The organism is Herpetosiphon gulosus (assembly GCF_039545135.1).
Classification (GTDB): domain Bacteria; phylum Chloroflexota; class Chloroflexia; order Chloroflexales; family Herpetosiphonaceae; genus Herpetosiphon; species Herpetosiphon gulosus.
On sequence record NZ_BAABRU010000007.1, the window covers coordinates 200,454 to 226,044 of the forward strand.

The following is a 25,591-nucleotide window of genomic DNA, read 5'->3' on the forward strand; positions in this document are numbered from 1 at the left end:
TCACATTCTTTCGACTAAAAAGCGACCAGCGTGGCCGACCATCGACCAACGCTGGCCTGTAGATAGATTTAGTGTTTGAAGTGGCGGGTAGCAGTGAAGATCATCGCGATACCTGCGGCGTTGGCAGCAGCAATCACTTCATCATCACCTTGTGAGCCACCAGGCTGCACAATTGCGCTCACGCCAGCCTCAATCGCGGCCTGAATTCCATCGGCCTTGGGGAAGAAGGCATCGGAAGCTAGCACGCTGCCCTTGGCGCGATCACCAGCCTTACGAATCGCCGTCAACACCGAATCAACCCGCGAAGGCTGACCAGCACCCATCCCCACCAATTCTTCGCCTTGCACCAAGACAATTGCATTCGATTTGACGCTGGCACAGGCCTTCCAAGCAAATTGTAAGGCCGCCAGTTGCTCATCGCTTGGCACAGTTTCCGTTACAACCTGCCAAGCATCCCAGCGATCATTGCCAACGCGATCGACATGTTGGGCCAAAATACCGCCGCCAATGCTGCGATATTCCCAATCGTTGTTGGTTGGGCGGCTGGTATCGACGCTCAACAAGCGCAAATTGGGCTTTTCGGCCAAAATTACCAAGGCTTCTGGGCTAAAGCTTGGGGCAATAATCACTTCGTAAAAATATTTTTTCAACACATTGGCTAAGGTTTGATCAACTGGGCGATTGACTCCGACGATGCCACCAAAGGCCGAAAGCGGATCGCCCGCCCGGGCCGCTTTGTGAGCAGCCACCAAATCTTCAGCCGAAGCAAGGCCACAAGGATTGGTGTGCTTGATAATCGCCACAGTTGGCTGATCAAAATTTTGAATCACTTGCAAGGTTGCATCGGCATCAAGCAAATTGTTGTAGGAAAGCTCTTTGCCTTGATGTTGCACAGCCTGGGCTAAGGTATTGGCAGCAGCATTGGGAGCGCGATAAAAAGCCGCTGCTTGATGCGGATTCTCGCCGTAGCGCAGCGATTGAGCTAATTCCCAGGCCAATGGCAATTGTTGCGGGAAGGTTTCATCGGTTAAGTAAGCGGCAATCGCGCTATCGTAGGCTGCGGTATGGGCAAAAGCTTTGGCGGCAAGTTGGCGACGCAATTCAGGCGTAATTTGCTCAGTCCGCAAAGCTTCCAACACCCGTGGATAATCAGCAGGATCGATCACGATCAAGACATGGGCATGATTTTTGGCCGAAGCCCGCACCATCGTTGGGCCACCGATATCGATCTGCTCAACTGCTTCGTCTAAAGTAACATCAGGTTTGGCGATAGTTTGGGCAAACGGATACAAGTTGACGACCACCAAATCGATCTGACCGATATGGTGTTCGGCCAATTGAGCCAGATGGGCTGGTTTATCGCGGCGGGCCAAAATTCCAGCGTGCACGCCAGGATGCAAGGTTTTGACCCGACCTTCCAAAATTTCGGGAAAGCCCGTCAAATCGCTGACGCTACGGACTGGCACACCAGCCCCAACCAAAGCGGCTTTGGTACCGCCAGTTGAAAATAATTCAATGCCCAAATCGCTCAAGCCCTGAGCAAAATCCGCCAACCCCGATTTGTCTGAAACACTGACAATAGCTCGCATGAACCAAAGCTCCATTCGCGGTGTACATAGGGCTAAACAGCCCTTTGCCCAGGCGAGCGGCATCTGCGCAAATCGGCTCCCCCGTGGTTGCCCACGTTTGTGTATCGCCAGTCACCGATTCATGCGCCATTATAGCCGCGCCCCGCTTGTAGTGCAAAGCACAAAGAACATAGAACATAGAACATAGAACATAAAGAGTATGCGAGGCTGGTTTAAGTTTTAATACAGAGGCGTAGGAATTAAGGCTCTAGGCTTTTGGCTATCGGAGATTGTGTGCTTATTTACAAATTGTTCCGATAGCCTGTAGCCATCAGCCTAGAGCCAATATACGTGGTTTATTTGCTTAACAAGGCCTCGATTGCCGCTTGATCGTATTTCAGAATTGGGCGGCGAGCAGCGGTGGCTTCATCGAGCCGGCGGACTGGCGCGGTAGTTGGCGCAGCATGCAATAGCTCTGGGTTTTCAACCGCTTCATGGGCAATTTGCTTCATGGCAGCAATAAATGCATCCATGTTGCGCTTCGATTCGGTTTCAGTTGGCTCGATCATAATCGATTCAGCCACGCTGATGGGGAAATAGACTGTTGGTGGGTGAAAACCAAAGTCAATCAAGCGCTTGGCAATATCCAAGGTATGTACGCTTGGCGCTCCCTTGATTTTGCCTTGCAACACAACTTCGTGCATACAAGTACGATCGTAGGCCACTGGATAAATGTTATCCAAATTGACCCGCAGATAGTTGGCATTCAACACCGCGTGTTCGCTGACTGAACGCAAGCCAGCCGCGCCGAGCATGCGAATGTAGGTGTAGGCTCGCACAAACATACCAAAATTGCCTTTGAAGGCTTTCAAGCGGCCAATGCTCTTGGCTGGCGTGTGGCGGGTGTATTGACCTTCTTTGAGTGCCACGATTGGGCCTGGCAAATAATCGGCCAAAAATTCTTTACAGCCAACCGCACCACAACCAGGGCCACCGCCACCGTGAGGCGTGGTGAAGGTTTTATGCAAGTTGTAGTGCATAAAGTCAAAGCCCACATCGCCCGGCTTGACAATCCCCAAAATGGCGTTGAAATTCGCGCCATCGCCATACATCAAGCCGCCAGCTTCATGCACAATTTTGGCAACTTCATGCACATTTTCATCAAACAAGCCCAAGGTATTAGGATTGGTCAACATCAAGCCAGCGGTACGCGGGCCAACTTTGGCTCGCAGATCGGCCAAATCAACATTGCCCCGACTATCGGTAGCAATTTCGACTACTTTGAAACCGACCATCGCGGCGGTTGCGGGATTCGTGCCATGAGCCGAATTGGGGCACAATACTTCATCACGCTGATCATCGCCACGATCAAGGTGATAGGCACGGAACACCAAAATGCCCGCGAATTCGCCTTGAGCGCCAGCGGCTGGCTGCAAACAAACTTGATCAAAGCCTGAAATTTCGGCCAAGATATTTTGCAATTCATAGGTCAATTGCAAGGCACCTTGAACGGTTTCTTCGGCTTGCAAGGGGTGAATGAAGGCAAAGCCTGGCAAACGTGCGGCATCTTCGTGAATTTTGGGATTGTATTTCATCGTACACGAGCCAAGCGGATACATGCCTGTGTCGATGCAGAAGTTGCGTTGTGAGATGCGGGTGAAGTGGCGCACCACCTCGGTTTCACTAATTTCGGGCAAGCCCGCTAAATCGTCGTTGCGCAGCAAATGAGCTGGCAATTCGGTTTCAGGTACGCCAGCATCGGGCAGGGCTGCGCCAATTTTACCAGGGCTGCTCAATTCAAAAATTGGTGGTTCGTAGGTATGCATTGGCTTAGCCTCCCAACACTGCGACAAGTTGGTCGATATCGTTTTTCGTATTTTGCTCGGTAACACAGATCAGCATCGCATTGCCCAAGTGTGGGTAATCCTTGCTCAAATCGTAGCCGCCGATGATGCCTTGAGCATGCAAGGCTTGAGTAATTTCCGCCACAGGCCGTGGGCAGCGTACCACGAATTCATGGAAGAATGAGCCTTGCTCAAGCACTTCGTAGCCAGCCAAATTGCCAATCGCTTTGGCGGCATAATGGGCACGTTGGTAGCAAAGCTCAGCCACTTTACGCAAGCCAGTTTTGCCCATCAACGAGGTATAAATCGTTGCAGCCAAGGCCATCAAGCCTTGGTTGGTACAAATATTCGAGGTAGCTTTTTCGCGGCGAATATGTTGCTCGCGGGTTTGCAAGGTGAGCACATAGCCCAATTGGCCGTTGAGGTCGGTAGTTACGCCTACCAAACGCCCAGCCATGCGCCGCAAAAGTTTTTCGGTACAGCTAAATACGCCAACATACGGCCCGCCAAAGCTCAGCGGAATCCCCAAGGGCTGGCCTTCCATCACGGCAATGTCAGCGCCAACCATACCTGGCGTTTGGAACAAGCCCAACGCGATCGGATTGGTGACCATCAACAGCAATGCCCCAGCCGCATGAATTTGTTCGGCGACTGGCTTCAAATCGTGCAACACACCCAAGAAATCAGGCGATTGCACAATAAACACCGCCGTTTCGTTATCGACCAAAGCCGCAGCATCAGCCACACTAGCAGCTGGATTTTCGTCGCCAGTGATTGTTACGCCCAAGCCTTGGGTATAACTGCGCAACACGCCGCGATATTGTGGATGAACCGAAGGAGCCACAACAATTTTGCGCCGATTACGAGTTGCGCTGATCGCCATAATTGCGCCTTCAGCCATGGCCGTTGCGCCATCGTAGTGCGAAGCATTAGCTGCATCCATCTGCAACAAACCACACATCAACGATTGGTACTCGAAAATCGCTTGCAGTGTGCCTTGCGAAATTTCGGGCTGATAGGGCGTGTAGGCGGTGTAAAACTCCGAGCGGCGCAACAACGAATCGACTGCGGCAGGGATAAAGTGGTTGTAGGCTCCCGCGCCCAAGAAACAGCTATAGTTCAGCACATCGCTATTTTTGCTGCTCAAGCGGCGTAATTCGCGGGCCATTTCACCTTCGGCAAGTGCGGCGGGCAGATCGAGCGTTGGAAACCGAAGATCAGCGGGAACATCGTGGAAAAGCTCGGCAACATCGGCAACGCCAATCGCCTTGAGCATTTCTGCGCGTTCGCTCTCGGTAATCGAAATGTAGTGGCTCATATAACCTCTGACAAGGATGAAGGATGAAGGATGAAGGATGAAACCTAATCCTTCTTGCCTTGCAATCCATTGGTTTACGAATTTGTTTCTATTTAGATTAGTTGATCGAAGTCCCCTCACCCCAACCCCTCTCCCACTGCGGCGGGCGAGGGGCGTTCCAACCCTCATGCTGGGTTGGTTTCTCCTCGCATCGCTCGCTGAGAGAGGAGGCTAGGGAGTGAGGGATGGAACGCCCCTCGCCCCCGACCTCTGATCCCTAACCCCTACTTATTGGCTTCGTCGTTGATATAGCGTTCGTACTCTGCGGCACTCAACAACCCACTTGGTGCAGTGGTAAAGCTGAATTTGGCCAACCAGCCCTCGCCATAGGGGTCTTCATTGACCAATTCTGGTGAATCAACGACTTCGTTGTTGATTTCGGTAATTTCACCACTGAGCGGAGCATAAATTTCCGAAACCGCCTTGACTGATTCGACCGTGCCAAATGCGTCGCCAAGCTCAAAACTTTTGCCAACATCGGGCAATTCGACGAATACTACATCGCCAAGCTCGCGTTGAGCATGTTCGGTGATGCCAACAACTGCGCTGTTGCCGTCGATCCGCACCCATTCGTGTTCTTTGGTATACAGCAATTCATGTGGTACATTGGACATTCGGTGGTCCTCCTTCAATAACGCCGAAACAGCACACAATCAGCATAGATTGTTAGGCGCTACTATCAAGCAAAGCGGCTATTTATGCAAGAGCAGCAGGCTATTTTTTGTAGCGTGCTTTGTAAAACGGCGTTTTGACAACAGTTGCCCGCACTGGCTTTTCGCGAATCAGCACATCGACTTCAACGCCAACTTTGACGCTGCCAGCTTTGATCAAGGCATAGGCCAGGTTTTTGCCCAGTGTCGGGCTGGGCATGCCAGTCGTCACAACGCCTAACTCGCTACCATCAAGTGCCACAACCGGGTAGCCTTGGCGGGCAATCCCGCGGCCAGTCATTTCCAAACCAATCAGGGTGCGGGCTGGGCCGTTGGCCTTGATATCTTGCAAGGCTTCTGAGCCGATAAATGGGCCTTTATCGAGCTTGACCACCCAGCCCAATTTAGCTTCATAGGGATTAATATCGTGCTCAATTTCATGGCCATAAAGCGCCAAACCTGGCTCGAAACGTAGGCTATCGCGTGCCCCCAAGCCAATTGGCATAGCGCCTGCTTCCAACAAGCGATCCCAGATTCGTTCGATCTCGCCAGCAGGCAAGAACAACTCGAAGCCATCTTCGCCAGTGTAGCCAGTGCGCGAAATATAGCCAGCAGCAGCCTCAACGGTGGCCTTGGTGATGCCGTGGAAGGCCAAATTAACCACATCAGCATCAGTCAAAGGAGCCAACAGGCTTTCAGCTTTTGGCCCTTGCAAGGCAATCATCGCCAACTCTTGCGAACGATCAGTCAGCACCACATCGTAACCAGCAGTATGTTGATTGAGCCAAGCCCAATCTTTTTCAGCGTTGCCAGCGTTGGCCACAACCATCCATTCGTCAGGGCCAAGATGATAGGTGAAAATATCGTCAACAATTCCGCCATCTTCGTAGCACATAATCCCATAATCGGATTGGCCGATCGCGGTTTTGCTAATATCAAAGGTATCGATCAACTGAATAAAGCGTTCGCTATCGGGGCCAGTGACCCAAAATCGCGCCATATGGCTGATATCGAACAGGCCAGCGCCTTCGCGGGTTGCTTTGTGTTCAGTGATAATGCCCGCATATTGCACTGGCATATCCCAGCCGCCGAACTCGACCATTCTGGCTCCAAGGGCGCGATGGCGTGCATTGAGTGGTGTTTGTTTCATCAAAAAACCTCGTAAATCACTTAGCGTCGTTGTAACCATTCAGGGTTAGTATAGCGTTCATGGCGCAAGCGCTCAGCCGTAGCCAGTTCTTGCTCGGTCAATTGATCAGGTTGGAATTCGAGATTGAAGGCCGTGGCAAAGCCTGCAACAATCGCCTGTTGAGCCTCGTCAAAGCTCACGGGGCGTTGAGTCGCTTCATCGAGCGCAATCAACCGCTCGGCCAAAGCTGCTGAATCAAGCTCAGCTGGTAAATGTAACACTTGGCTTAATTGCTGGCGATCAGCATGCAACAACAGCGTTCCATGTTGCAAAATTGCGCCCCGCGTGCGAGTTTGAGCGCTACCAACCAATTTACGTCCAGCCACCGTGATCTCAAAATCGCTGGGTGTATCAAAGCAGGCGGCTGATTTTGGCTCATCGCTGGCACTAGTAGCCCAATCGACAGCGCTTACCAGTTGGCGCAAACCAACCAATAATCCATGGCTGATCGTGCGGTAGGTTTTTAAAACCCGACCCCCAAGCAGTGGGTTGCTGTTGGGGGCAGTGATCGAGTAGGTCAATTCAGCATCATGCAAAATTGCACGACCACCAGTTGGCCGCCGCACAATCTCGATTTGGGCTTGTTGGCAAGCCGCCACATTAACATCGCTATAGGGTTGAAATGCGCCGATTGAAAGACAGGCAGGCTGCCAACGATAGATTCGTAGGGTTGGGTATACCGATTGATTGGCATGCAGCGCCAAAGCATGATCAATCGCCATATTGGTTGCGCCATCGGCGGCGGCTGAAACAATGTAACGCCACATGAGCAAAATCGCTTAAATAAAAAAGAGATCACGACATACAATTATGCCTGATCTCTGTCCATTGACCTGAGAGATTCCTTGCCCTGCAAGTTACTCCATCGGTGCAAGTGAATGCTTGCTCTCCAGAGCGCTGTCGAGACACGGTGTTGGAGCCTGAAAGATTCATCAACGGGTTGGCTACCCGTAATTTGCTTCGTCGGCGATCCCCGTAGGGATACTCTTCCGCGTCCTTCATTCAGCGATATTGGGTTGTAGCAGTAGTATACGCCGCTGTGGGTATTTGGTCAATTTGCGTACTTTATTGGTTTGAGGCTTGGTTTGCTTCGTATTGAGCTTCGACTGGCTCGCTAAAACTGCGCAAGCCGATCACAACCGGAGCCACAGCACAGCAGAGCAACATAAATGCCCAAAACACGATAGTCAACATACTAGGGCGCTCCTCAAATAAAAAGTTCAAGAACCAATTGAGTTCATTCCTCGGTTCACACAGCGTTGTGGAATGCAAGTGATATGCCATCGATTGCATTTATACTGGTTGATTTTGGTGGGCGCAGTTCAATTATGACGATTGCTTTGGCAGAGCACAATAGCTGTTTGTGCATAGCAGACCCATGACTTTTGCCGAGCAAGCTGATCAACAATCGATTTTGGTGCGTCCTATCCATGTGATGGCTGCTAGATTATATGCTGCTTTGCTATTTCTGCAAATTACAGGGCTTGGTTATAAGCTGATAGTTTCCTGATAATTACCTGATAACTCAATAATCCGCCTAACCTGAAAGCGCTCAAGTGTTGTAGCGGTAGTGGGTTCAAGGCCCGCCCGTTGATAGGCCAATTGGCGTTGTTGCTCAAACGTCGTAATGCCACTGGTATTCGGCAGCACGACCCCTTGATTGCGCCCACGCAGCACCCGCAAGCCATCAACTGCAGGATCATGGGCAGATCTATTTTTCAGCAAGGCCAAATTTTCAACTAGATCAACGATATAGCTCAATTGATCAAGCTCATCAAGCTGAACTGGGCTAAATCGCGGGTCGTGCACTGCTGCCGCAACTGCCATATAGATCACTTCTTTGGCTAACGAGGCTTGTTGTGGTTGCACGCTGCCAACACAACCACGTAACTGCCCAGCTTTGATCAAGCTCACATAAACCCCTTGGCTGCGGCGTTGATCGATTGGCAATGGCTCGACAACAGGCAGCAACTCGCCTTGGCGAATAAAGCGATTGACCGCTTGCCGTGCCAGCACAACCAAGGGATCTTGCACAATCAGGGCTGCTTGTTTGGGCATTGGCAGGCTCCTTAGCTGCGTATTTAGTCGTTTAATTTGTTACGTTTAAATAATGATGAGCGAATGTAGACTTCGCTGCCACAGTTTTCGCACTGGCTTTCGCTAACCCCAACCACCCGGGGCTGACCATCGAAGCGTTCGATCACTGCCCATTCGCATTTGGGGCAGCGTGTAGTTTCGGTTGGCTGCGCTCCATAGACAAATGGCAAGCCTAAGCCTTGGGCCACTTTGCGCACCGAAGTCGCGGCGTTGGTATCAGCATCACGACTCGGGATAATCCGCCATGGAATCAGACCATTGAATTTGCGCTTGATCCAACGGGCAATGCCTTCAATTTCGGCGCTACTATCGTTCACTCCAGTCACAATTGGCGTGGTAATTTCAAGATGACAGCCCCAGCGTTTAACCGCATGCTCGGCTCCAGCGAAAATTCCTTGCCATTGCTCAACCCCAGTTAATGCTTGATAACTGGCATCACTCAAGCCATAGACCGTTAGCATTAAGCCATCGATATAGGGCGCAAGCTGATCGAGCGCCGCTTTCGACCAATAACCATTGGTTACCATACCGGTCATACGGCTGGTCGAGCGAGCCAAACGGGCGGTTTCTAGCACATGTTCAAAGTTCATGGTTGGTTCGTTATAAGCCCAAACAATCCCACGCGTCATGCGCTCTTGCGAAAATCCCACCACCCGTTCCGGATCAATCGAACGTTGCTTGGCGGGGTCAGTCGGAACTTGGGCGTGATAGGCAGCATCGTGATGGGCAGGGAACGACGTACCCCAACCCCCTATTGCAAACACGCTGGCCCCAGGAAAAAAATGGCGAAACCCATAATCCTCAACTGGGCCAATCGTGGCTGCTGACACTAAACCATGGTTATGAACCGTAATTGTTTGATCTTGGCGTTGGCGCACACCACAACGACCCCATTCACCATCAGCGAGTAGACAGCGCCATTGACAGACCTCGCAGCGCAATCCTTGCGCCGAGCGTGACACGAGTGTTGTTTCGTGCATGAAAGATTTCCTCGTCGTCCTACGTGTTGCGTCTTCCACCCAGCCGTGCTGACGCTCATATTTTCTTCTGCAACTATAGTACCACGCGCTGATAGGAACGCCGTTGATTTAACCCCATTTAGAGCAGCAATTTCGTCGATCAGCCCTAACCTGATCGTTAGCGATGAGCGCTAATTTAGCAAACCGTTAGGCGAACTCGTTGAATTGCGTTGTGATGATAGCCTTTGACATTCCAGGCTGGTTGCTCTGGCTGTTGTTGACCAAGCGAATCAGTGGCACGCACCCAACATTGATATGCACCTACGGCCAGTTCTAGCTCGATTTGCCAGCGACTCCAACAACCAAGCGTTGGTGGGTCGATCAAACGAGCACTTTGCCAAGTTTGACCCTGATCAAGCGAAATTTCGACCCGCTCAACCAGCGCTTGGCCGCCAGTAATCGCATAGCCCGCCAGAGTGATCGTGCCTGCTGTCAAGGGTTGGTCAGGTGTCGGCAAACACAGCACCGCATTAACTGGCAATTCATGCAACATTGGGGCTGTTTGCCAAGCTTCAGGTTCGCTACTTTGAGCCAAACGATAGGCGCGGCGCTGAAAATAGTTATGTGATGGCTCAGCACTCAATTCAATCGAGCGCAACCATTTGACGCTGCGAGCACCAACAATCCCAGGAATAACCAAGCGTAACGGGCCACCATGCAGCGCTGGCAAGGGTGCACCGTTCATCGTGTAGGCCAACAAGCTATGCTCGATCATCGGCTCGTTGAGCGGAATCGAACCACCATAGCCAAAAGTTTGGCCATGACGCTCAACCTGATCGTAGCTTTCAAACACCAAATGCAGCGCAGCAGGCTCAATCTCGCAGCGCTCTAGCAGCGCTCGTAAGGGCGCACCACCCCAAGTTGCGGTACTCAGGCCATTAGCTCCCCACGGCAATTCGCCATAAATTGGCTGGTAGGCGTGCATCTCCTGGCGGCGGTTGCCAGCACATTGCAAGGTCGAAACCTGCTCAATATAGGGCAATTGTTGCTTAATTTCGGTAATGCTCATGCCGAATGGTTGCGCCAATAAGCCCTGCACGTGAATTGTGGTGGTTTCAGGGTCGAGGCTCGGAATCGTGCCATGAGTGCGCACAAAAAAATGGCTGGTTGGCTGAATATAGCTGTCAGCTAGCTCAGCTAAGGGTGTGCCAGCATTAAATGGCTCGGCCTGAACCACCTGCATCGTCGCACTTTTGGCAAGGTCAAATGAAGGCAGACTATCTCGCATCGAAATCGCTCCTTTTCTAGAGATGCTGCAACCAGCACCCATGAACAACACTGTTCTTTGAATTGGCAATGGCTAGATTTTTTCTGCAACGGAGGGACTAAATCGATGCAGCGCTTGCGAGTATAGCACAATTAACCGCTAAATAAGGAGTTAGGGTACCTGCCCTCACCCCCGACCCCACGCCCACGGCGGCGGACGAGGGGAGTTTCATGATGGAGGGATGCCCGCTCGCCTCGCTGGGCGGGAGAGGGGGCAAGCTTTCAAGGGTCGGTTTTCGCTACGAACCACGGCTACGCTGGTTCATCGGTGGATGAATGAATGCCACTAATTGCAATTGAGGGGGTGCAGGGGGATTAAAGCCCCCCTGCGTTTCCCGCCTGGAGGCGGGACGGAAGGGTGGTGAATCCTCAAGAATACTAAAATTCATTGCCAATCAAGTTTGGCATTAAGCAGCTTGCGGCTGCGTGATTTGCGGGGTCGCCTTTAAGGGTAAGTAAAGTGTGAAATGGCTGCCGATCCCAGGATTGCTGCTCAAGGTAATATCGCCGCCCAGCAACAACGCCAAGCGCTTGCTGATGGCCAAACCCAAACCTGTGCTTGGTTGACTGCTCAGGCTTTTGCCCAAACGCGGTTGCTCTTGAAACAACTGGACTTGTTGCTCAGGAGTCATGCCAATGCCTGTATCGATCACATGAAAGGCCAAATAATGCTGACCATTGCGCTGTTCTTCGCTCACTTCGATCCGTACTGAGCCATCGTGGGTAAATTTGGCAGCATTACCCACCACATTCACCAAAATTTGGCGTACCAAGCGATTATCGCTCCAAAAAATGCGTTGGCGTGTGCCAATTTGCACATGGAACGAATTATGGTTACGCACCATCAACGGCCCAACAATCACATTTAATTGATCGATCAACGGACCCAAACAAACTTCCTCATAGTGCACATCAAGTTGGCCATGCTCAATCTTAGCCAAATCGATCATATCGTCGATTAATGCCAAAAGCTGGGCACTGGTTTCTTGGATATGATGGGCAGTTGGCTCTAACTCGGCCACTCCCGCTTCGATCAACTGATCAGCCAAAAGTTGACTATCGGTCATAATCGTATGCAGCGGCTTGTGCAACTGCTGGCTCATTTTGGCAATTAAGGGTGTTTTGCTCGGCACTTGGGGGTCATTGGCGATATTCGAATGAAAGACATCGTGGGGCAAGGCAGTCAGTTGTTGCACTTGGCGCAAAAGCTCAAATTGATGGCTTAATTGTTGGGCGATCAGTTGTAAACTTTCACGCTGCTGCGGGCTAAGTTGGCGTGGCTGCCGATCGATCACCGCGATGCATCCAAGGGCAAAGCCTTGTTGATTGATAATCGGCATGCCTGCATAGAATTGAAAGCCCTGCTGTACTAAGGGGTGATGTCCAAAACTACGCTCAAGGCTAGCCTGATCATAGACAACCATCTCACGCTCAACAATTGTCTGGGCACAACATGAATATTTACGTGGAATTGTTTTGAGTTGGCTGCCAAAAGCTGCTTTGATATATTGATATTTATGATCGATCAGCGAGATGATTGCAATGGGCGTAGCACAAAAAAGCGCCGCCAAGCGCGCCAATTCATCGAATTCGTGAATATATGGGCGGGCCAGCAAGCCATAACTTTGCAGGGCAGCAAGACGTTGAGCTTCGTTTGTAGGGTATTGAGTACGCATGGCGGCTCCTCGCTAAAATCAAGATCGCTGGAAACTAAAGGCTAGTACGATCTTGACATAGCGTTAAGCCACTGTCGAGGGGGCTGTTTGGGTGACTTCGCTGATAGTACGGTCTATAAGCTGAGAATGGACATTTGTCGCATGTAGCGCAGGAACGAGCACAGCCAACGAAGCTTCTGGTTGGCATTGATCGCCACAGGTAAAACAATCCCAGAAAGCTGCTCCATGCTCAGGATAGGTGTGTAGCGAGGCATGACTTTCGCCTAACACTGCCACGATGGTAACGCCTTGCGGAGTAAATTGATGGGCAACAATTTCGAGCACAGTTGCATTGGTGGCATGTGCTGCTTGCATCACAATTGCTTGCAGCACATCACGATCATTGAGGATTGCTGCTGAGCAGCCACCTAAATTTGCAAGTAGGTGTCGCCCAGCAGCCGGATAGATTGGCGCTTGAATGAAATTGCTCATGATTTGGATTGCCAGCGTGGTGCGCCTTCAACTCCTTCGGCATTCCACGAATTAAACCAATCGTCCATTAATGCGATTAAGCTGGCCCGAAACACAGCTTCGGCTTGCAACAAATGGTTTTGGCCACGCGCCGCAAACCAAGCCAGTTGGACAAACGCGCCCAAATCGTTGACATCGGTTGGGGTAAGGCCTTCGTTATTGCCGTTCGACCACCAATCGCGAATCACATGTTCGAGCACAACATTAACCGCAATCTTGCGGAAATTGGCGGGAGTATTGGGTGGTAGTTGATTGACTGCATCATTAGCAAAGCGCACATGCTGGGTTAGCAAAATCACGGTCGATGGCGGAATCCGCCCGTACCCTGAGGCCTTCAGCACCTCGTTGTTGCGTGAGGCTGCATACACTCCGGCCCCGATTGCTGTGCCAGCCCCAACCATGCCGATGCTACGAGCAAAGGTTGAATTGCTGAACATCAGTGCGCCAAGTGCTCCCATAATCAACCAAGTGACGATATAGGAAACAATCGACATATCTGAGTCAAAAAAGACGACAGCAATCACATTCACAACGAAATGCGCAAGAAACCAACCGCTAATCACCAAAAAGCTCGAACAACCACGAAACCAACGTTTGATGATAAAGTAGGATAAACAACCTACAATAACCATCATAACCACCAAAAATACAGGCATCCCACCAGTCAGTACCCGACTGGTTTGCCCAAAAATGATGTTTCCTAGCAACAACGATACAAGGCTAGCAATAGCCCCACCCAAGCCAAGACTAAGCGTATGGATGCCGAAGCGTTGCCAAAATGGTTGGGTTTGTGTATCCATGTTAGGTTGCCACTGCCATGATAACAATTGCGGCTAAGGCAATGGTTACTGCTGCTAATTGAATCGCTGCGGCCACATTGCCACGTTTAATTTCTTCACGATAATCAATTGGATCAAGTAAATCGTAAAGCCGAGCGCCACCGTAGAAAATCAAAACGCTGATGAGCGTCCAACCAACCGAAGCAGCGACCCGACCCACCAATGTCATAATTTCATCACCAGACATGCATGCTCCTTGAAGCTCAAAAAAAGCGGTTTATCCAGCAGTGTTTAGTATGGGCCAGGTGCACCAGGGTCGCCTGGAGCATTCCAATTTGCCAGCCAATCTTCCATCAAGCCAGTCAGCACCGCCCGAAAAACCGGCGCACCTTGATTTTCAAGATCGTTGCCAGCCAACGTGGCGGCAAGCTGCACAAATGAACGTAAATCGGCGACATCATCAGGCAATAAGCCCGAAGTATTTTCATTTTCGCGCCAGTCGCGCAGCACAATCCCCAGAATAATTTCGGTAGCTGCGGCGCGAGTTGCATGGCCTGCATGGTTTGGCAGGGCAGTCACAACTTGGCCAGCAACGGTTTGGGCAAGGCCCGCTACCAATTGAGCTGTGTTTGGCGGTATCCGGCCAAAACGTGGCGGTTGACTCATTGAGCCTCCTCGGAAGCACTAAAAGGCGTTTCCTTATAACAACTAACTAGGCCAATTCGCGCACTGCTCGAATAATGACATCGGCTAGTTGTTCGGTAAAATAATAATCATATGCCCCAATCAAGGCAATTGCTTGCCCACCAAAGGCTCGCTTGAAGCGCGAAAAGCCTGCAAATGGGTGATGCGGATCACCTGTTGGTTCAAATCCATAAAAATCGTAACTGGTGCAGCCCAAGCTTTGGGCTTGTTGAATTGCGGCCCATTGCAAAGCGTAGCCTGCCATGTGTTCACGCAATTGGTTGCTAATACCACCATATTGATACACTGCCCGCTGACCATAACTGATCAACAGCAAGGTTCCCAAGATTTGGTCAGCATACTCGGCAAACAACAAATGGGCATGACCAAGCGGAGCCAGCGTCGCCAACAGATCATTAAAATGGTCGATTGGCTCAACATAGAAATCGTCGCGTTCGCCAGCTTCATCCATCAAGCGATAAAACAAGGGTATATCGGCCAGATCATGCGAGATGCGCACGCTTACGCCACGCCGCGCCGCTAAGCGAATGTTATAGCGGCCTTTGGGTTTCATCGCCGCCAACAATTGCGCGGCAGAAGGTCGTAAATCCAAATAAAGGGTTTCGCGGGCCAGTATATCAACTGGTGCTCGTCGCCAATCGCGCAGCAAATTGGGTGCTGGGCGTTCCAACCGTGGCTCAATCCGCAAACCAACTGCGCCGTACGTGCTGGCCTGTTTTTCAGCGGTCTCGCGCAATAAACGCAGCCCCTGGCGAGCGATGGATTGATCGTGCCACGGCAAAATTGGCCCATCGGCAACGATCAAGTTGCTACCAACCCCACTCTGCGCTGGAATTGTGCAGAGCATACCACCAATTAAATGATCAGTAGCATCAAATAGGCCAAAATGCACAACCTGCAAACCGCGTCGTTGTTTGAATTGGCCCCAAGCTAAGCTTTGCATCACGCCACCAGCGGGGTTGGCTTGAACTAAAGCTTCCCACTGCTGGCCCAGTTCACTGCTGCTGCTCAGTTGTGACAAAAGCGCGACGTACATTATTTCAAGCTCTGTAAAAACTTCTTGGCCGCGTCGTTTTGCTTGGGCAACGAACTTAGTTGATCATTTAAGACTTGGATGAGTTGTTGGGTTCGGGCTAAATCATCGTTGGTGCGACGCAAAGCTTCGTCAACCCGAATTTCGGTTGTGCCATAATCAACAATATCGCTTGGGCCATAGCTCGTTTGAATTGACGTGTACTCAGTTTTATCTGAGTTTAACAAGCTCAAGTCACTCTTGGCACTGGTCAAATCGGCCTCGATGCGCTTTTTAATCGCCTCATACTCAGTGGTTTGCTTGGTCAGGAATGGCACTAAAACCTTAGTGCGAAATTCATCAGGATACGGCTCGCTGAGTGGTTGAGTTAGCGCTGCATCACGGAACCAGCCAGTTTTATTGAGGTAGGCCTTGCTCCCATCGGGCTGTTCGAGAATCGCCAAACTACCTTCAGCATTCATCCAGACGCTGGAGAATAATTGAAAGCCTCCAGCGGTTGGGGGTACGCGAATGGCTGGCTGATTGGCCGGAATCGAACCCAAGCTTTTGATTGCTTGATCGAGCGTGCCCCGAGTTTGCACAATATTATTCAATTCAGCTTGATCATCGTTGCGCCATGGCACAAAGCCCGCCCAACTGACCCAATCGATCCAATCTTGTTTGGCTTTGACGCTGCCATCAAGCCCACGCCGCTGACGGTCAAGCTCGCGATGAGTCCGCCAAATCAGAGCTTCGTCGCGCTGCAAAAAGACGATCGGCAAGCCATCTTCGCTATCAACCACGGTCATCACCTGATCGGCAAGTAACAAATATGCTTGATCGGTCAAGATAATGACGATTTCGCCATTGGCCAAAATATCAGTTTCAGGGGTCAGGCGATAGAGTGCACCGCCTTCGTTGGGGTCTTCGCTTGGGCGTTGGTTACGGTTGTAATTACGATACGAGCTACCACCATAATACGAGCCATAGTAGCGATAACGGCGGGTGGTTGGAATATAGGTTCCATATTCATCGACCGGCCCGCGCCCATAGGTTGAGCTTGCAAAACCGCGTCCAGCCACCGTGGAAGGCGGCGCTTGCACCACATCATAGGGCGAGTTGGTACGCACCATCGATTGACTTGAGGTTGCACCGGAGCCTGCTGAGGTATCACCTTTGGCATAGGTTGTATCGGGGTGTAGCAAGTTGGCCAAGATAATCACCAAGGCAATCACCGAGACGATCCGCAAGCCCCGACTCAACAACAATTGAGGATTCTCCCACGTGCGCTGGAGATGGCGACGCAGCAAGCGTAATTCGGCCACAAGTTTGCGCGGCAATTCGCGACTGCGACGCAACAACGCCTCAACCAAGCTGCGCAAATCGAGCGAATTGAGGAAACGCAGTGGGTTGGCAATAAATTCATGCACCATACTGCGAGTTTGTTCGGCTCGTAGGGCGGGCATCACCTGCACCACTTGCTCGAAAACTTGGCTTTCATCAAGCCCTTGATCAGCCTGCAACGCCTGCTGGACAGCACTTGGTACTAAAGTCGCGCTGGTATGCGGCTTGGGCAAAGGCGCTGGATCATGCACAAAATCGAGTGATGTCCAATCAGTACCACTGGCTTCATCCCACGTTGGCGCGAACAAACTGTGCAACAGTGCATCGCTCGCAAGTTTGGTTGGTTGGGCAGTCGTGCGTTTTTCGGCAAGCGCGGCGGGGAAGGCAAAGGCTCGTTTCAATTGCTCGATATTGTGCAAAAATTCGCGTGGCTCAGCCAAGGCCAAATGATCAAGCTCGCGTGGGCGCAACGCTCGACGACTGCCAATGAAAAAGCCCCAATCATCGCCGTAGCCTGCTTCGGTGAATGAAGGCAAGGCAAAACGATAAGGTTTTGGGTTCAAATCGGCAGTGCGAATGCTGTTATAAATCATCCAATAGGCCACTGGCGTTTGCGATGGCGAAGCAGCATTGACCGCAATCAGGCCTTGGGGATGCAAAATATAGGCCAATTGCTGATACCAATCGATACTATGTAAACGAGCACCAGCCTGATCACGTGGCACAGTAAAATCACAAATAATCAAATCGTATTCATCGGCTGCCTGTGCCGCCTGATCGACAAATTGCACAGCATCGCAGATATGTAATTTCAGGCGTGGGTTGGTTAAGGCATGCTGATTGAGTTCAGGCCATTCGTTCTGGGCTAAATTGAGGATGGTTGGGTCATAATCGACCAAATCGATCTGTTTGATGGCTGAAGATTTGAGCAATTCACGGGCAACGAAGCCATCGCCACCGCCGCAAATCAACGCTCGGAGTTGGCGTTTGGGGCGGCGTGCTTGGGCGAGCGCGAGTGCTGGCAAGGCCAAAAGCTCGTGGTACACCCCTTCATCACGGCTATCAAACTGCAAATCGCCGTCGATGTAGACGGCAAGTGATTGATCGGAGCGCTGATCAAGGACAATGGTCATGGTTGTTCTCCATACAACGGGTTTGCTGGGGTTGGTACGTGGGTTGCTGGCTATAGGTTACAGATTTATAGTCTGCATGTCAATGGCTAGGGACTGAGAGAAAATTTTGTTCCCTCACCCCCTAGCCCCCTCTCTCACAAGGGTAGGTTTTTAACAATAATTTGGATGGAATTTACCGCCGATTGATATGCCCTCACCCCCTAACCCCCTCATCCCGCACGCGGGAGAGGGGGAACCACCCAACGAAAAGCCCCTCGCCCGCCGCAGTGGGCGAGGGGTTGGGGGTGAGGGAACAAAAGCCTACCCTTATAAGCACCCCCTCATCGCGCACGCGAGGCGAGGGGAAATCACCCAACAACCGATCCCCGATCCCCAGCAACCGATCCCCAATCTTGACACAAAGCGCAAGCATGGCTATTATTTGAGCAACTACAAACGACGTTGAACAAGATGAGTAAATTATTGGTTCCCGCCAGAGATTGGGTGTCACCGGCTGAAAGCACCCTCGGTTGAGCAATAATTGAACGTGGCTTGGAAGTCGATCAACTGAAATCCAGTAAGTTGGTTCGGGTGCGCCCGTTATTGCGTCAATGAGTGATGTTGCACTTGCAACATAATCAAGGTGGTACCACGAGTTTCCTCTCGTCCTTGTTTGGGCGTGGGGTTTTTGTTTTTAGCAGCAATTGATCTAAATTTGAGGGGATGTGATGGAACCGACCAACTGGCAGCGCGAGGTTGAACAAGCCTTAGCCCAAAACGACCACAATCGAGCCAAACAGCTTTTAGCCGCCGTGATTCGCCAAAATGTGCATGAACGCGAGGCTTGGCGCATTTTAGCCAACATCGTCACTGACCCAGTCCAACAGGCCGAATGTTTGCGCCGAATTACGGCAATTGAGGCTGCCGCGCCAGCAGCGATTAAGCTAATTAAGCCGATTGCAGCAATTAAGCCAATCGCCGCGTCACCAAGCGATCCAAGCACCAGCCCAACCATGCCCTTGGTTGATGCGCAGGCTAGGCCTAGTTTCACGGCATCAAGCATTCAAACTGAGCGATTGGTTGATTCGCAAGCTGGGCCTAGTTCCACGCCGCCAGTCAATCACAGTATGGGTCAACCAACCCAGAAACTGCATCAACCAACACGGGCAACGCCTAAACCCGCTCGTTCGTTGCCTAAAATGTTAATGCTAATTGGGGCAAGTTTATGTGGTTTGGGCTTGTTAATCCTGCTTGGTTTACAATTTTGGCCATTGTTGAATAATACCAACTCAACCACCGCTAACGAACAACCGCTGCTAGCTGAGGTTGAACTTAAAATCGTATCTTCAGGCGTTGGCCAAGCACCGATGACCGATCAGGCGATGGTCTATTTTGAAATTGAAAACCCTAGCGATCAAGCGCTGTATAACATTCCCTATACCATGACCTTAACCAGCCAATTTGATAAAGTGCTGAAAAATACCAATACGATTGAATTATTGCTGCCCAAGCAAAAAATTGTCGTTGCCGATGGGGTTTTTACTGGTGATAGCTTTCGCGCCAAAAGCGTTGAAATTAGCCTAGGTCAGGGCTATCCAATCACGCTTGATCAAGCTATACCTAAACCAAACTTAGATGTTATCACAACAAATGGAATCAAATATCCTCCTGATAATTTAGAAGCAAGAGGTGATACCTATATTGTCTATAATGTTATTGCAACTGATACTACAGAACGTATTACTTCAACCCTTGTATCAATGTTGCTCTATGACAAGGACGATACAATTATTGGTGCTGGCTCCGATTTCATTGATATTATTGGTGAATCTGATTTAGAAACCAATCGTAATAATAAAACTTTAGTCTATCCTACTATCTGGAAAGATACAGAAGTAGCTCGCGTTGAAGTTGTACCAGCATTTACTTTGGCAACATTTAATCAAAAGCCGCCAAGTAAAGCCGCCAAGCCCAAATTTGATCAAATGTGGCTGGGCGAATATATTCCAGCGGTTGATCCGCCACAACATATTATTGGGAGTGCTGATTATAAAAGTTTGCCGCCAACTTCTGGTTATCATGCAACCTATCCCGCTGATTGGGGTTATCATTTTTATGATGTTCAAGATGAAGCACTCGTGCATAATTTGGAACATGGCGGGGTAATTATTTTTTATAATCCCCAACTCATTACGCCTTCAGAACTTATCCAATTAGAATCAAACTTTAACAAGCTCTACCAGCGCAATGATCATACTATTTTCCGTTTGCGTATGAATATGGATGCAACGGTGGCAATGACTGCTTGGGAATATCGTTTGATGCTGCACGATAATGTTAATCTCGATGCAGTCAATACTTTCTTCAGCGAACATATTGCTCGTGGCCCTGAATGCGTTAATTTACGCTGCCCTAATTAATTCTAGTTTGAGGTTTAAACCATGTCAGCAAACGAACATTTACAACGCGCCCTAGCCGGAGCCGATCTTGGTCAAGCCTACGAGGCCACCAAGGTCGAGGAACATTTGTACAAATGGTGGGAAGCGGCGGGCTATTTCAAGCCAACTGCTGCCAATACGAAAGATCCATTTGTGATTGCGATTCCGCCGCCCAATGTGACTGGCGTGCTGCACACAGGCCACGGTTTGACTAACACGATCGAGGATATTTTGACCCGCTGGCATCGCATGCTCGGCCAACCAACGTTGTGGGTTCCTGGCACCGACCACGCGGGGATTGCCACCCAAAATGTGGTTGAAAAGCAACTTGCCAAGGTGGGCAAAACTCGCCACGATCTTGGGCGCGAGGATTTTCTCGATGCAGTGTGGGAATGGAAGGGCCGTTCACATTCCACAATCACCAACCAAATTCGCCGCCTCGGATCATCGGTTGATTGGAAGCGCGAACGCTTTACCCTCGACGAAGGTCTCTCGCAAGCGGTGGTTGTAGCGTTCAAGCGCTTGTTTGATGATGGCTTGATCTATCGGGGCACGCGCTTGGTTAACTGGTGTCCGCGCTGTCTTTCGGCGATCTCCGACCTTGAAGTGGTCTATCGCGATGAGCAAGAGCAAGGCAATTTGTGGCATATTCGCTATAAAGTTGCCAACGCTGCCAACGATACCGAGTGGCGCATCAGCGAGGGCGATCAATCAATTACGATCGCCACAACCCGTCCCGAAACCTTGCTAGCCGATCTGGCAGTAGCGGTGCATCCCGAAGATGAGCGCTACGCTGATTTGGTCGGCAAATTTGTGGTGCTGCCAGCTTTGGGTCGCCAAATTCCAATCATCGCCGACACCTATGTTGAGCGTGAGTTTGGCACGGGGGCACTCAAAATCACTCCAGGCCACGATCCAAATGACTATATTGTTGGCCAACGCCATAATTTGCCGATTCTCAACGCCATGAATCTTGATGCGACGATCAATGCTGAAGGTGGTAGTTACGCTGGGCTTGATCGATTTGAGGCTCGCAAGCGCTTGGTTGCAGATCTAACCGAAACTGGTAATTTGGTTGAAACTAAGCCGCACTTGATGAAGATTGGCCGCTGTGAGCGCTGCGATACGATCATCGAGCCATTAATTAGCACCCAGTGGTTTGTAAAAACTCAACCATTGGCCGAGCCAGCGATGGCCGCTGTGCGCGAAGGCCGCACCAAAATCGTGCCCGAACGCTTCAATAAAATCTATTTTCATTGGATGGAAAATATTCAGGATTGGTGTATCAGTCGCCAACTGTGGTGGGGTCATCGGATTCCGGTGTGGTATGGCCCCGATAACCAGATGTTTGTCGAATTGAATGCTGCCGATGCTCTCGCCGCAGCGGCGAAGCATTATGGTCAAGTAGTTGAGTTACGCCAAGATGAAGATGTGTTGGATACGTGGTTCTCATCGGGCTTGTGGCCATTCAGCATTTTGGGCTGGCCTGATGTTGAAAATCCTGATTTCAAACAATTTTACCCAACCACGCTGCTCGAAACTGGCTACGATATTTTGTTTTTCTGGGTAGCGCGGATGATGATGTTGGGGATTTATCTCACGGGCAAAGAGCCTTTTGAATGGGTTTATTTGCATGGTCTTGTGCGTGATGAACATGGCCGCAAGATGTCGAAATCATTGGGCAATCAGGTTGATCCGATGGATTTGATTGAGCAATATGGCACTGATGCGCTGCGGTTTACCTTCGCCACTTCATCAACGCCAGGCCAAGATTTTGCCCTGCAACCAACCCGTTTGGATTCGGCGCGTTCGTTCGCTAACAAAATCTGGAATGCAACCCGCTTTGTGATTTCGAAGTTGGGCGATTTGCCACGCACCGCCGAAAGCAAAGTTGGCGCTGAACGTTTGAGCGATCAAGCCTATACTGTGGCAGATCGTTGGATTCTTTCGCGGTTCAATCGTTTGGCGGGCGATGTTGAGCGTTTGATGAACAGTTTCAATTTGGGCGAAGCTGGTCGCCAAATCCAAACCTTCTTCTGGGATGAATTCGCCGATTGGTATATTGAAACTGCCAAAATTCAAATTGACACAGGCGATGAGCAACAGCAATTGCGCACTCGCGAAACGCTCTACAGCGTTTTAGAAGGAACCTTGCGCTTGTTGCACCCATTTATGCCGTTTGTCAGCGAGGTTGCTTGGCAAAAATTGCACAATAGCGAGCAAACCACACCAACGCCAGCTGCATTAATCATCGCTGAGTATCCTTTAATTAACGCTGCCATGCTCAATGAGCAAGCTGAGCGTGATTGGGATTTGGTGCAAAATATCATTCGCGGCGTGCGTAACGTGCGCACCGAAACTGGGGTGGAAGCAGTTAAATGGATCGAGGCATTGATTGCGGCTGGTTCTGCCACGCCAATGCTGACCGAGCAAGCAGCAATTATCAGTCGCTTGGCGCGGATCGCTCCCGACAAACTGCTAATTAGCGAAAGCCTGAGCGAACGACCTGAACAAGCCACAACTTTGGTGTTTGCGCCAGCCGAAGTTGTCTTGCCATTGGCGGGTATGGTCGATTTGGCGGCTGAGCGCGAACGGCTCAACAAGGAGCTTGAACGGGTTGAGGCCGATGTCGAGCGACGCCGCACGAAGCTTGCCAACGAAAACTTCGTGGCTAAAGCCAAGCCCGAGGTTGTGCAGAAAGAGCGCGAAGCTTTGGCTGCTCAAGAGTTAGCAGCTACAACCTTGCGCGAACGTTTGGCGAGTTTCTAAGTAGGGGTTGTTTTGATCCACGAAGGACACGAAGAACCACGAAGATGCTTAAGTTTGGAATGCTTAGCCTTCGTGCTCTTTGTGCTCTTCGTGGAAGATCGGCTACACTAGACCTAAATTCATGCTTACCAAGGGATCATCATGGAATTAGCGCTTGAGCAGGTAGTTGATGCATTTGTGTGTGGTTGGGTTTATTCACGGGCTTTGGCTAGAACTCAGCTTCAACCTATGGGCCAGCATTATCACGTCAGCTTTGGTGAGGTAATCAATGGGCGCAGCGATGAATTTTTAATCTTCGATCAAGGCCAGTCCGCCAACGTAGAGGATTTTGGCCGAGCCATCAGCCAACAACACCCTCTGCTAGCGCATTGGCTCACAATCTTTACCCAAACCACCAACGATTATGTGAGGTTGTTAGCTCCGCTGGGCTATCAGCCATTACACCACGAAACATTAATGAGTCGTAGGCTAAGCGATTCTCCAGTCGAACCACAAACCAACGTGCAACAGTTGAGTGCAACAACTGCATTACCAAACCACGCTGAGTTTGCCAAATCGCCATTTGCGCTTGATCGACTTGATGATTCGCACCTTGGCCAATATTTGATCGAAGTTGAAGGACAGTTAGCGGCAGTCGCCCGCTTGGTAAGCTTGCCTGAGGGCATTGCGTTGGTAGATTCGGTGGTGGCCGCGCCAAGCTTTCGGCGGCGCGGCCTCGCACGTCAGTTAATGCAACAGTTGTTGAACGATGCAGTTGCCAAGGGCTGCCAACATAGTATTTTGGTGGCCAGTACGCTGGGAGCACCACTCTATCGCCAACTTGGCTACCGCGATCGGGCTGAGGTATTGATTTTTGAGCTAGAAAAAGCTAACTAGCCTATTCTTCGTCGTCTTCAGTTTCCTCTTCGGTTGCTTCGGGATCTTCAGTCACCATCTGCTCACGCAAAAATGTGGCTTGCTCCAAAATCACCGTATCCATATCAGTTTGGTCTTTGATATCGATCCAGCGCATCAAAGCCGAAACAAACAATTCTTTCAAATAGGCAAACGAGAAGCCTTCGGTTACCTCAGCGGCCTGCTGGATGCCAGCTTCAGTTAATTGGGTTGAGCTATGCAGCGCGGTATTCCATTGTTCAATATAGGCCAAACGCTCGGCCAGTTCAGGCAAGCTAAAGTAATATTTGCGGTCAAAACGGCTGGGACGGTTCATAATCGCTGGGTCAATATCCTCAGGATGATTGGTCGTTGCCAGCAATACAACCCCTTGATTTGCGTTAAACCCATCAACTTCGTTCAAAAAGAAGGCTCGATTGGTATCATTGATCAACGAATCTAAATCTTCCAACACCACGATACAGGGAGCGCTGCGGCGTGCTCGATCAAACACCGCCCGAATATTGGCGTTGTTGGTCGAATATTGGGCATCAAAGCTTTTGACATACAGACATGGGTAATCTAAGGCGTTCAGCAAGCCTTTGATCATGTGGGTTTTGCCGTTGCCAGGCGGGCCAACCAGAATAATTCCCCGTTTCCAAGCAATATTATAGTGTTCGTAGGTAGCTTTACTTTCAAAAAAGCGTTGCAAATCGCGGAAAATATCTTGTTTAAGCGTCCCAGGCAAAATCAAATTATCGAGCGAGGCATTTTTAATCGCATAGTAGAGTTCTTGGCTTTTTTCCCAACTGCCTTCATCGAACACCATAATTTCATCGCGAATTTCGGTGTTCCAATCACAGACTACACTGAAAAACCCTTCGACGGCTGCTTGTGAAGCCCCAATCAACCATTGCAGACTATAGGTCGTGCCATAGGCTGTCCACGACAGCAGCAATAAATCAAAGCTCTGGTCTTGCCAAGTGATGGTTTGCCAAGCGTTTTCTAGCGAACGAGCAATCTCACCACCTTCCTCACCACGTAGCCATGAATAGTTGATTTGCGGGTAGGGTTGTTGATGGATTTTCACTTCACACAAGCCCGCCCCAGCATAGCTGCGCACATCAAAATCGCAATCTCCGGTTTGGAGAATGCCTTGATCGGGATAATGCGCGGCTAATTGCTGACTCACCATATAGGTCAGCGATTGGCTCGACAGCCCCAACGCATCATTTAAATAGGTTTCTTTGTTCAAGGGAGCATTCTCCTATAACGTAAAGCCCTCGTTCGATGGTCTGAGTATACCCAAGCCCAATGACAACGGTTGTCACAACGATTAAATGTGTCAGTTTAACGCTTATCTGATTTACAATAAGCCCAGCA

Annotated in this window: 21 protein-coding genes, 2 riboswitches and 1 other annotated feature; of the genes, 3 read left to right on the forward strand and 18 right to left on the reverse strand. The window is 50.4% G+C overall.

Annotation, left to right across the window (positions count from 1 at the left end; all coding sequences use genetic code 11):
• Positions 1-68: 68 nt before the first annotated feature.
• From purH to ABEB26_RS11500, 17 genes are all read right to left on the reverse strand, one after another.
• Positions 69-1,589: a bifunctional phosphoribosylaminoimidazolecarboxamide formyltransferase/IMP cyclohydrolase gene (gene purH, locus ABEB26_RS11420; protein ID WP_345722127.1), complete on the reverse strand. Its 1,521-nt coding sequence runs from the start codon at positions 1,587-1,589 to the stop codon at positions 69-71.
• A 39-nt stretch (positions 1,590-1,628) separates the two neighbouring features.
• Positions 1,629-1,714, reverse strand: a riboswitch (ZMP/ZTP riboswitch).
• Between the two features lie 210 nt (positions 1,715-1,924).
• Positions 1,925-3,394 carry an aminomethyl-transferring glycine dehydrogenase subunit GcvPB gene (gene gcvPB / locus ABEB26_RS11425; RefSeq protein WP_345722128.1) on the reverse strand — a complete coding sequence of 490 codons (1,470 nt, stop codon included), beginning with the start codon at positions 3,392-3,394 and terminating at the stop codon, positions 1,925-1,927.
• A gap of 4 nt (positions 3,395-3,398) precedes the next feature.
• On the reverse strand, positions 3,399-4,730 hold the full coding sequence (gene gcvPA / locus ABEB26_RS11430) for an aminomethyl-transferring glycine dehydrogenase subunit GcvPA (RefSeq protein WP_345722129.1): 1,332 nt from the start codon (positions 4,728-4,730) through the stop codon (positions 3,399-3,401).
• Between the two features lie 263 nt (positions 4,731-4,993).
• Entirely contained in the window at positions 4,994-5,383 is a 390-nt protein-coding gene (gcvH, locus tag ABEB26_RS11435) for a glycine cleavage system protein GcvH (protein WP_345722130.1), read from the reverse strand.
• Positions 5,384-5,483: 100 nt separating this feature from the next.
• Positions 5,484-6,569 (reverse strand): glycine cleavage system aminomethyltransferase GcvT, encoded by a 1,086-nt coding sequence (gcvT, locus tag ABEB26_RS11440; RefSeq protein WP_345722131.1) that lies wholly within the window; start codon positions 6,567-6,569, stop codon positions 5,484-5,486.
• A gap of 20 nt (positions 6,570-6,589) precedes the next feature.
• Positions 6,590-7,375 carry a lipoate--protein ligase family protein gene (locus ABEB26_RS11445; RefSeq protein ID WP_345722132.1) on the reverse strand — a complete coding sequence of 262 codons (786 nt, stop codon included), beginning with the start codon at positions 7,373-7,375 and terminating at the stop codon, positions 6,590-6,592.
• A 44-nt stretch (positions 7,376-7,419) separates the two neighbouring features.
• Positions 7,420-7,511: riboswitch (glycine riboswitch) on the reverse strand.
• Between the two features lie 162 nt (positions 7,512-7,673).
• Positions 7,674-7,802, reverse strand: a complete 129-nt coding sequence (locus tag ABEB26_RS11450) for a hypothetical protein (RefSeq protein WP_287045367.1) — start codon at positions 7,800-7,802, stop codon at positions 7,674-7,676.
• 294 nt (positions 7,803-8,096) lie between these two features.
• Complete coding sequence (locus ABEB26_RS11455; protein ID WP_345722133.1) at positions 8,097-8,666, reverse strand: AMMECR1 domain-containing protein; 570 nt, start codon at positions 8,664-8,666, stop codon at positions 8,097-8,099.
• A gap of 23 nt (positions 8,667-8,689) precedes the next feature.
• A complete protein-coding gene (locus ABEB26_RS11460; protein WP_345722134.1) occupies positions 8,690-9,685 on the reverse strand; it encodes a radical SAM protein in 996 nt (331 codons plus the stop codon).
• Between the two features lie 175 nt (positions 9,686-9,860).
• Positions 9,861-10,952, reverse strand: a complete 1,092-nt coding sequence (locus tag ABEB26_RS11465) for a molybdopterin-dependent oxidoreductase (RefSeq protein ID WP_345722136.1) — start codon at positions 10,950-10,952, stop codon at positions 9,861-9,863.
• A gap of 445 nt (positions 10,953-11,397) precedes the next feature.
• Positions 11,398-12,666: a GAF domain-containing sensor histidine kinase gene (locus tag ABEB26_RS11470; protein WP_345722137.1), complete on the reverse strand. Its 1,269-nt coding sequence runs from the start codon at positions 12,664-12,666 to the stop codon at positions 11,398-11,400.
• Positions 12,667-12,729: 63 nt separating this feature from the next.
• Entirely contained in the window at positions 12,730-13,137 is a 408-nt protein-coding gene (gene speD / locus ABEB26_RS11475) for an adenosylmethionine decarboxylase (protein ID WP_345722138.1), read from the reverse strand.
• Positions 13,134-13,976 carry a hypothetical protein gene (locus ABEB26_RS11480; protein ID WP_345722140.1) on the reverse strand — a complete coding sequence of 281 codons (843 nt, stop codon included), beginning with the start codon at positions 13,974-13,976 and terminating at the stop codon, positions 13,134-13,136. The genes speD and ABEB26_RS11480 overlap by 4 nt, the downstream gene beginning before the upstream one ends.
• A 1-nt stretch (position 13,977) precedes the next feature.
• Complete coding sequence (locus tag ABEB26_RS11485; RefSeq protein ID WP_345722141.1) at positions 13,978-14,202, reverse strand: DUF350 domain-containing protein; 225 nt, start codon at positions 14,200-14,202, stop codon at positions 13,978-13,980.
• 44 nt (positions 14,203-14,246) lie between these two features.
• Positions 14,247-14,621, reverse strand: coding sequence for a hypothetical protein (locus ABEB26_RS11490; RefSeq protein WP_012190398.1), 375 nt, complete (start codon positions 14,619-14,621; stop codon positions 14,247-14,249).
• 46 nt (positions 14,622-14,667) lie between these two features.
• Positions 14,668-15,696: a lipid II:glycine glycyltransferase FemX gene (locus ABEB26_RS11495; RefSeq protein ID WP_345722142.1), complete on the reverse strand. Its 1,029-nt coding sequence runs from the start codon at positions 15,694-15,696 to the stop codon at positions 14,668-14,670.
• On the reverse strand, positions 15,696-18,149 hold the full coding sequence (locus tag ABEB26_RS11500) for a spermine/spermidine synthase domain-containing protein (RefSeq protein WP_345722143.1): 2,454 nt from the start codon (positions 18,147-18,149) through the stop codon (positions 15,696-15,698). The genes ABEB26_RS11495 and ABEB26_RS11500 overlap by 1 nt, the downstream gene beginning before the upstream one ends.
• 432 nt (positions 18,150-18,581) lie before the next feature.
• Positions 18,582-18,802, forward strand: a binding site (T-box leader).
• Between the two features lie 54 nt (positions 18,803-18,856).
• Here ABEB26_RS11500 and ABEB26_RS11505 point away from each other — a divergent pair.
• The 3 genes from ABEB26_RS11505 (at position 18,857) to ABEB26_RS11515 (ending at position 24,211) form a co-directional block, all read left to right on the forward strand.
• Positions 18,857-20,548 (forward strand): DUF3105 domain-containing protein, encoded by a 1,692-nt coding sequence (locus tag ABEB26_RS11505; RefSeq protein WP_345722144.1) that lies wholly within the window; start codon positions 18,857-18,859, stop codon positions 20,546-20,548.
• A gap of 21 nt (positions 20,549-20,569) precedes the next feature.
• Positions 20,570-23,335, forward strand: coding sequence for a valine--tRNA ligase (locus ABEB26_RS11510; RefSeq protein ID WP_345722145.1), 2,766 nt, complete (start codon positions 20,570-20,572; stop codon positions 23,333-23,335).
• Between the two features lie 141 nt (positions 23,336-23,476).
• A complete protein-coding gene (locus tag ABEB26_RS11515) occupies positions 23,477-24,211 on the forward strand; it encodes a GNAT family N-acetyltransferase (RefSeq protein ID WP_345722146.1) in 735 nt (244 codons plus the stop codon).
• A gap of 1 nt (position 24,212) precedes the next feature.
• On the opposite strand, the gene ABEB26_RS11520 is transcribed toward ABEB26_RS11515, so the two are convergent.
• Positions 24,213-25,463 carry an AAA family ATPase gene (locus ABEB26_RS11520; RefSeq protein ID WP_345722147.1) on the reverse strand — a complete coding sequence of 417 codons (1,251 nt, stop codon included), beginning with the start codon at positions 25,461-25,463 and terminating at the stop codon, positions 24,213-24,215.
• Positions 25,464-25,591 lie beyond the last annotated feature (128 nt).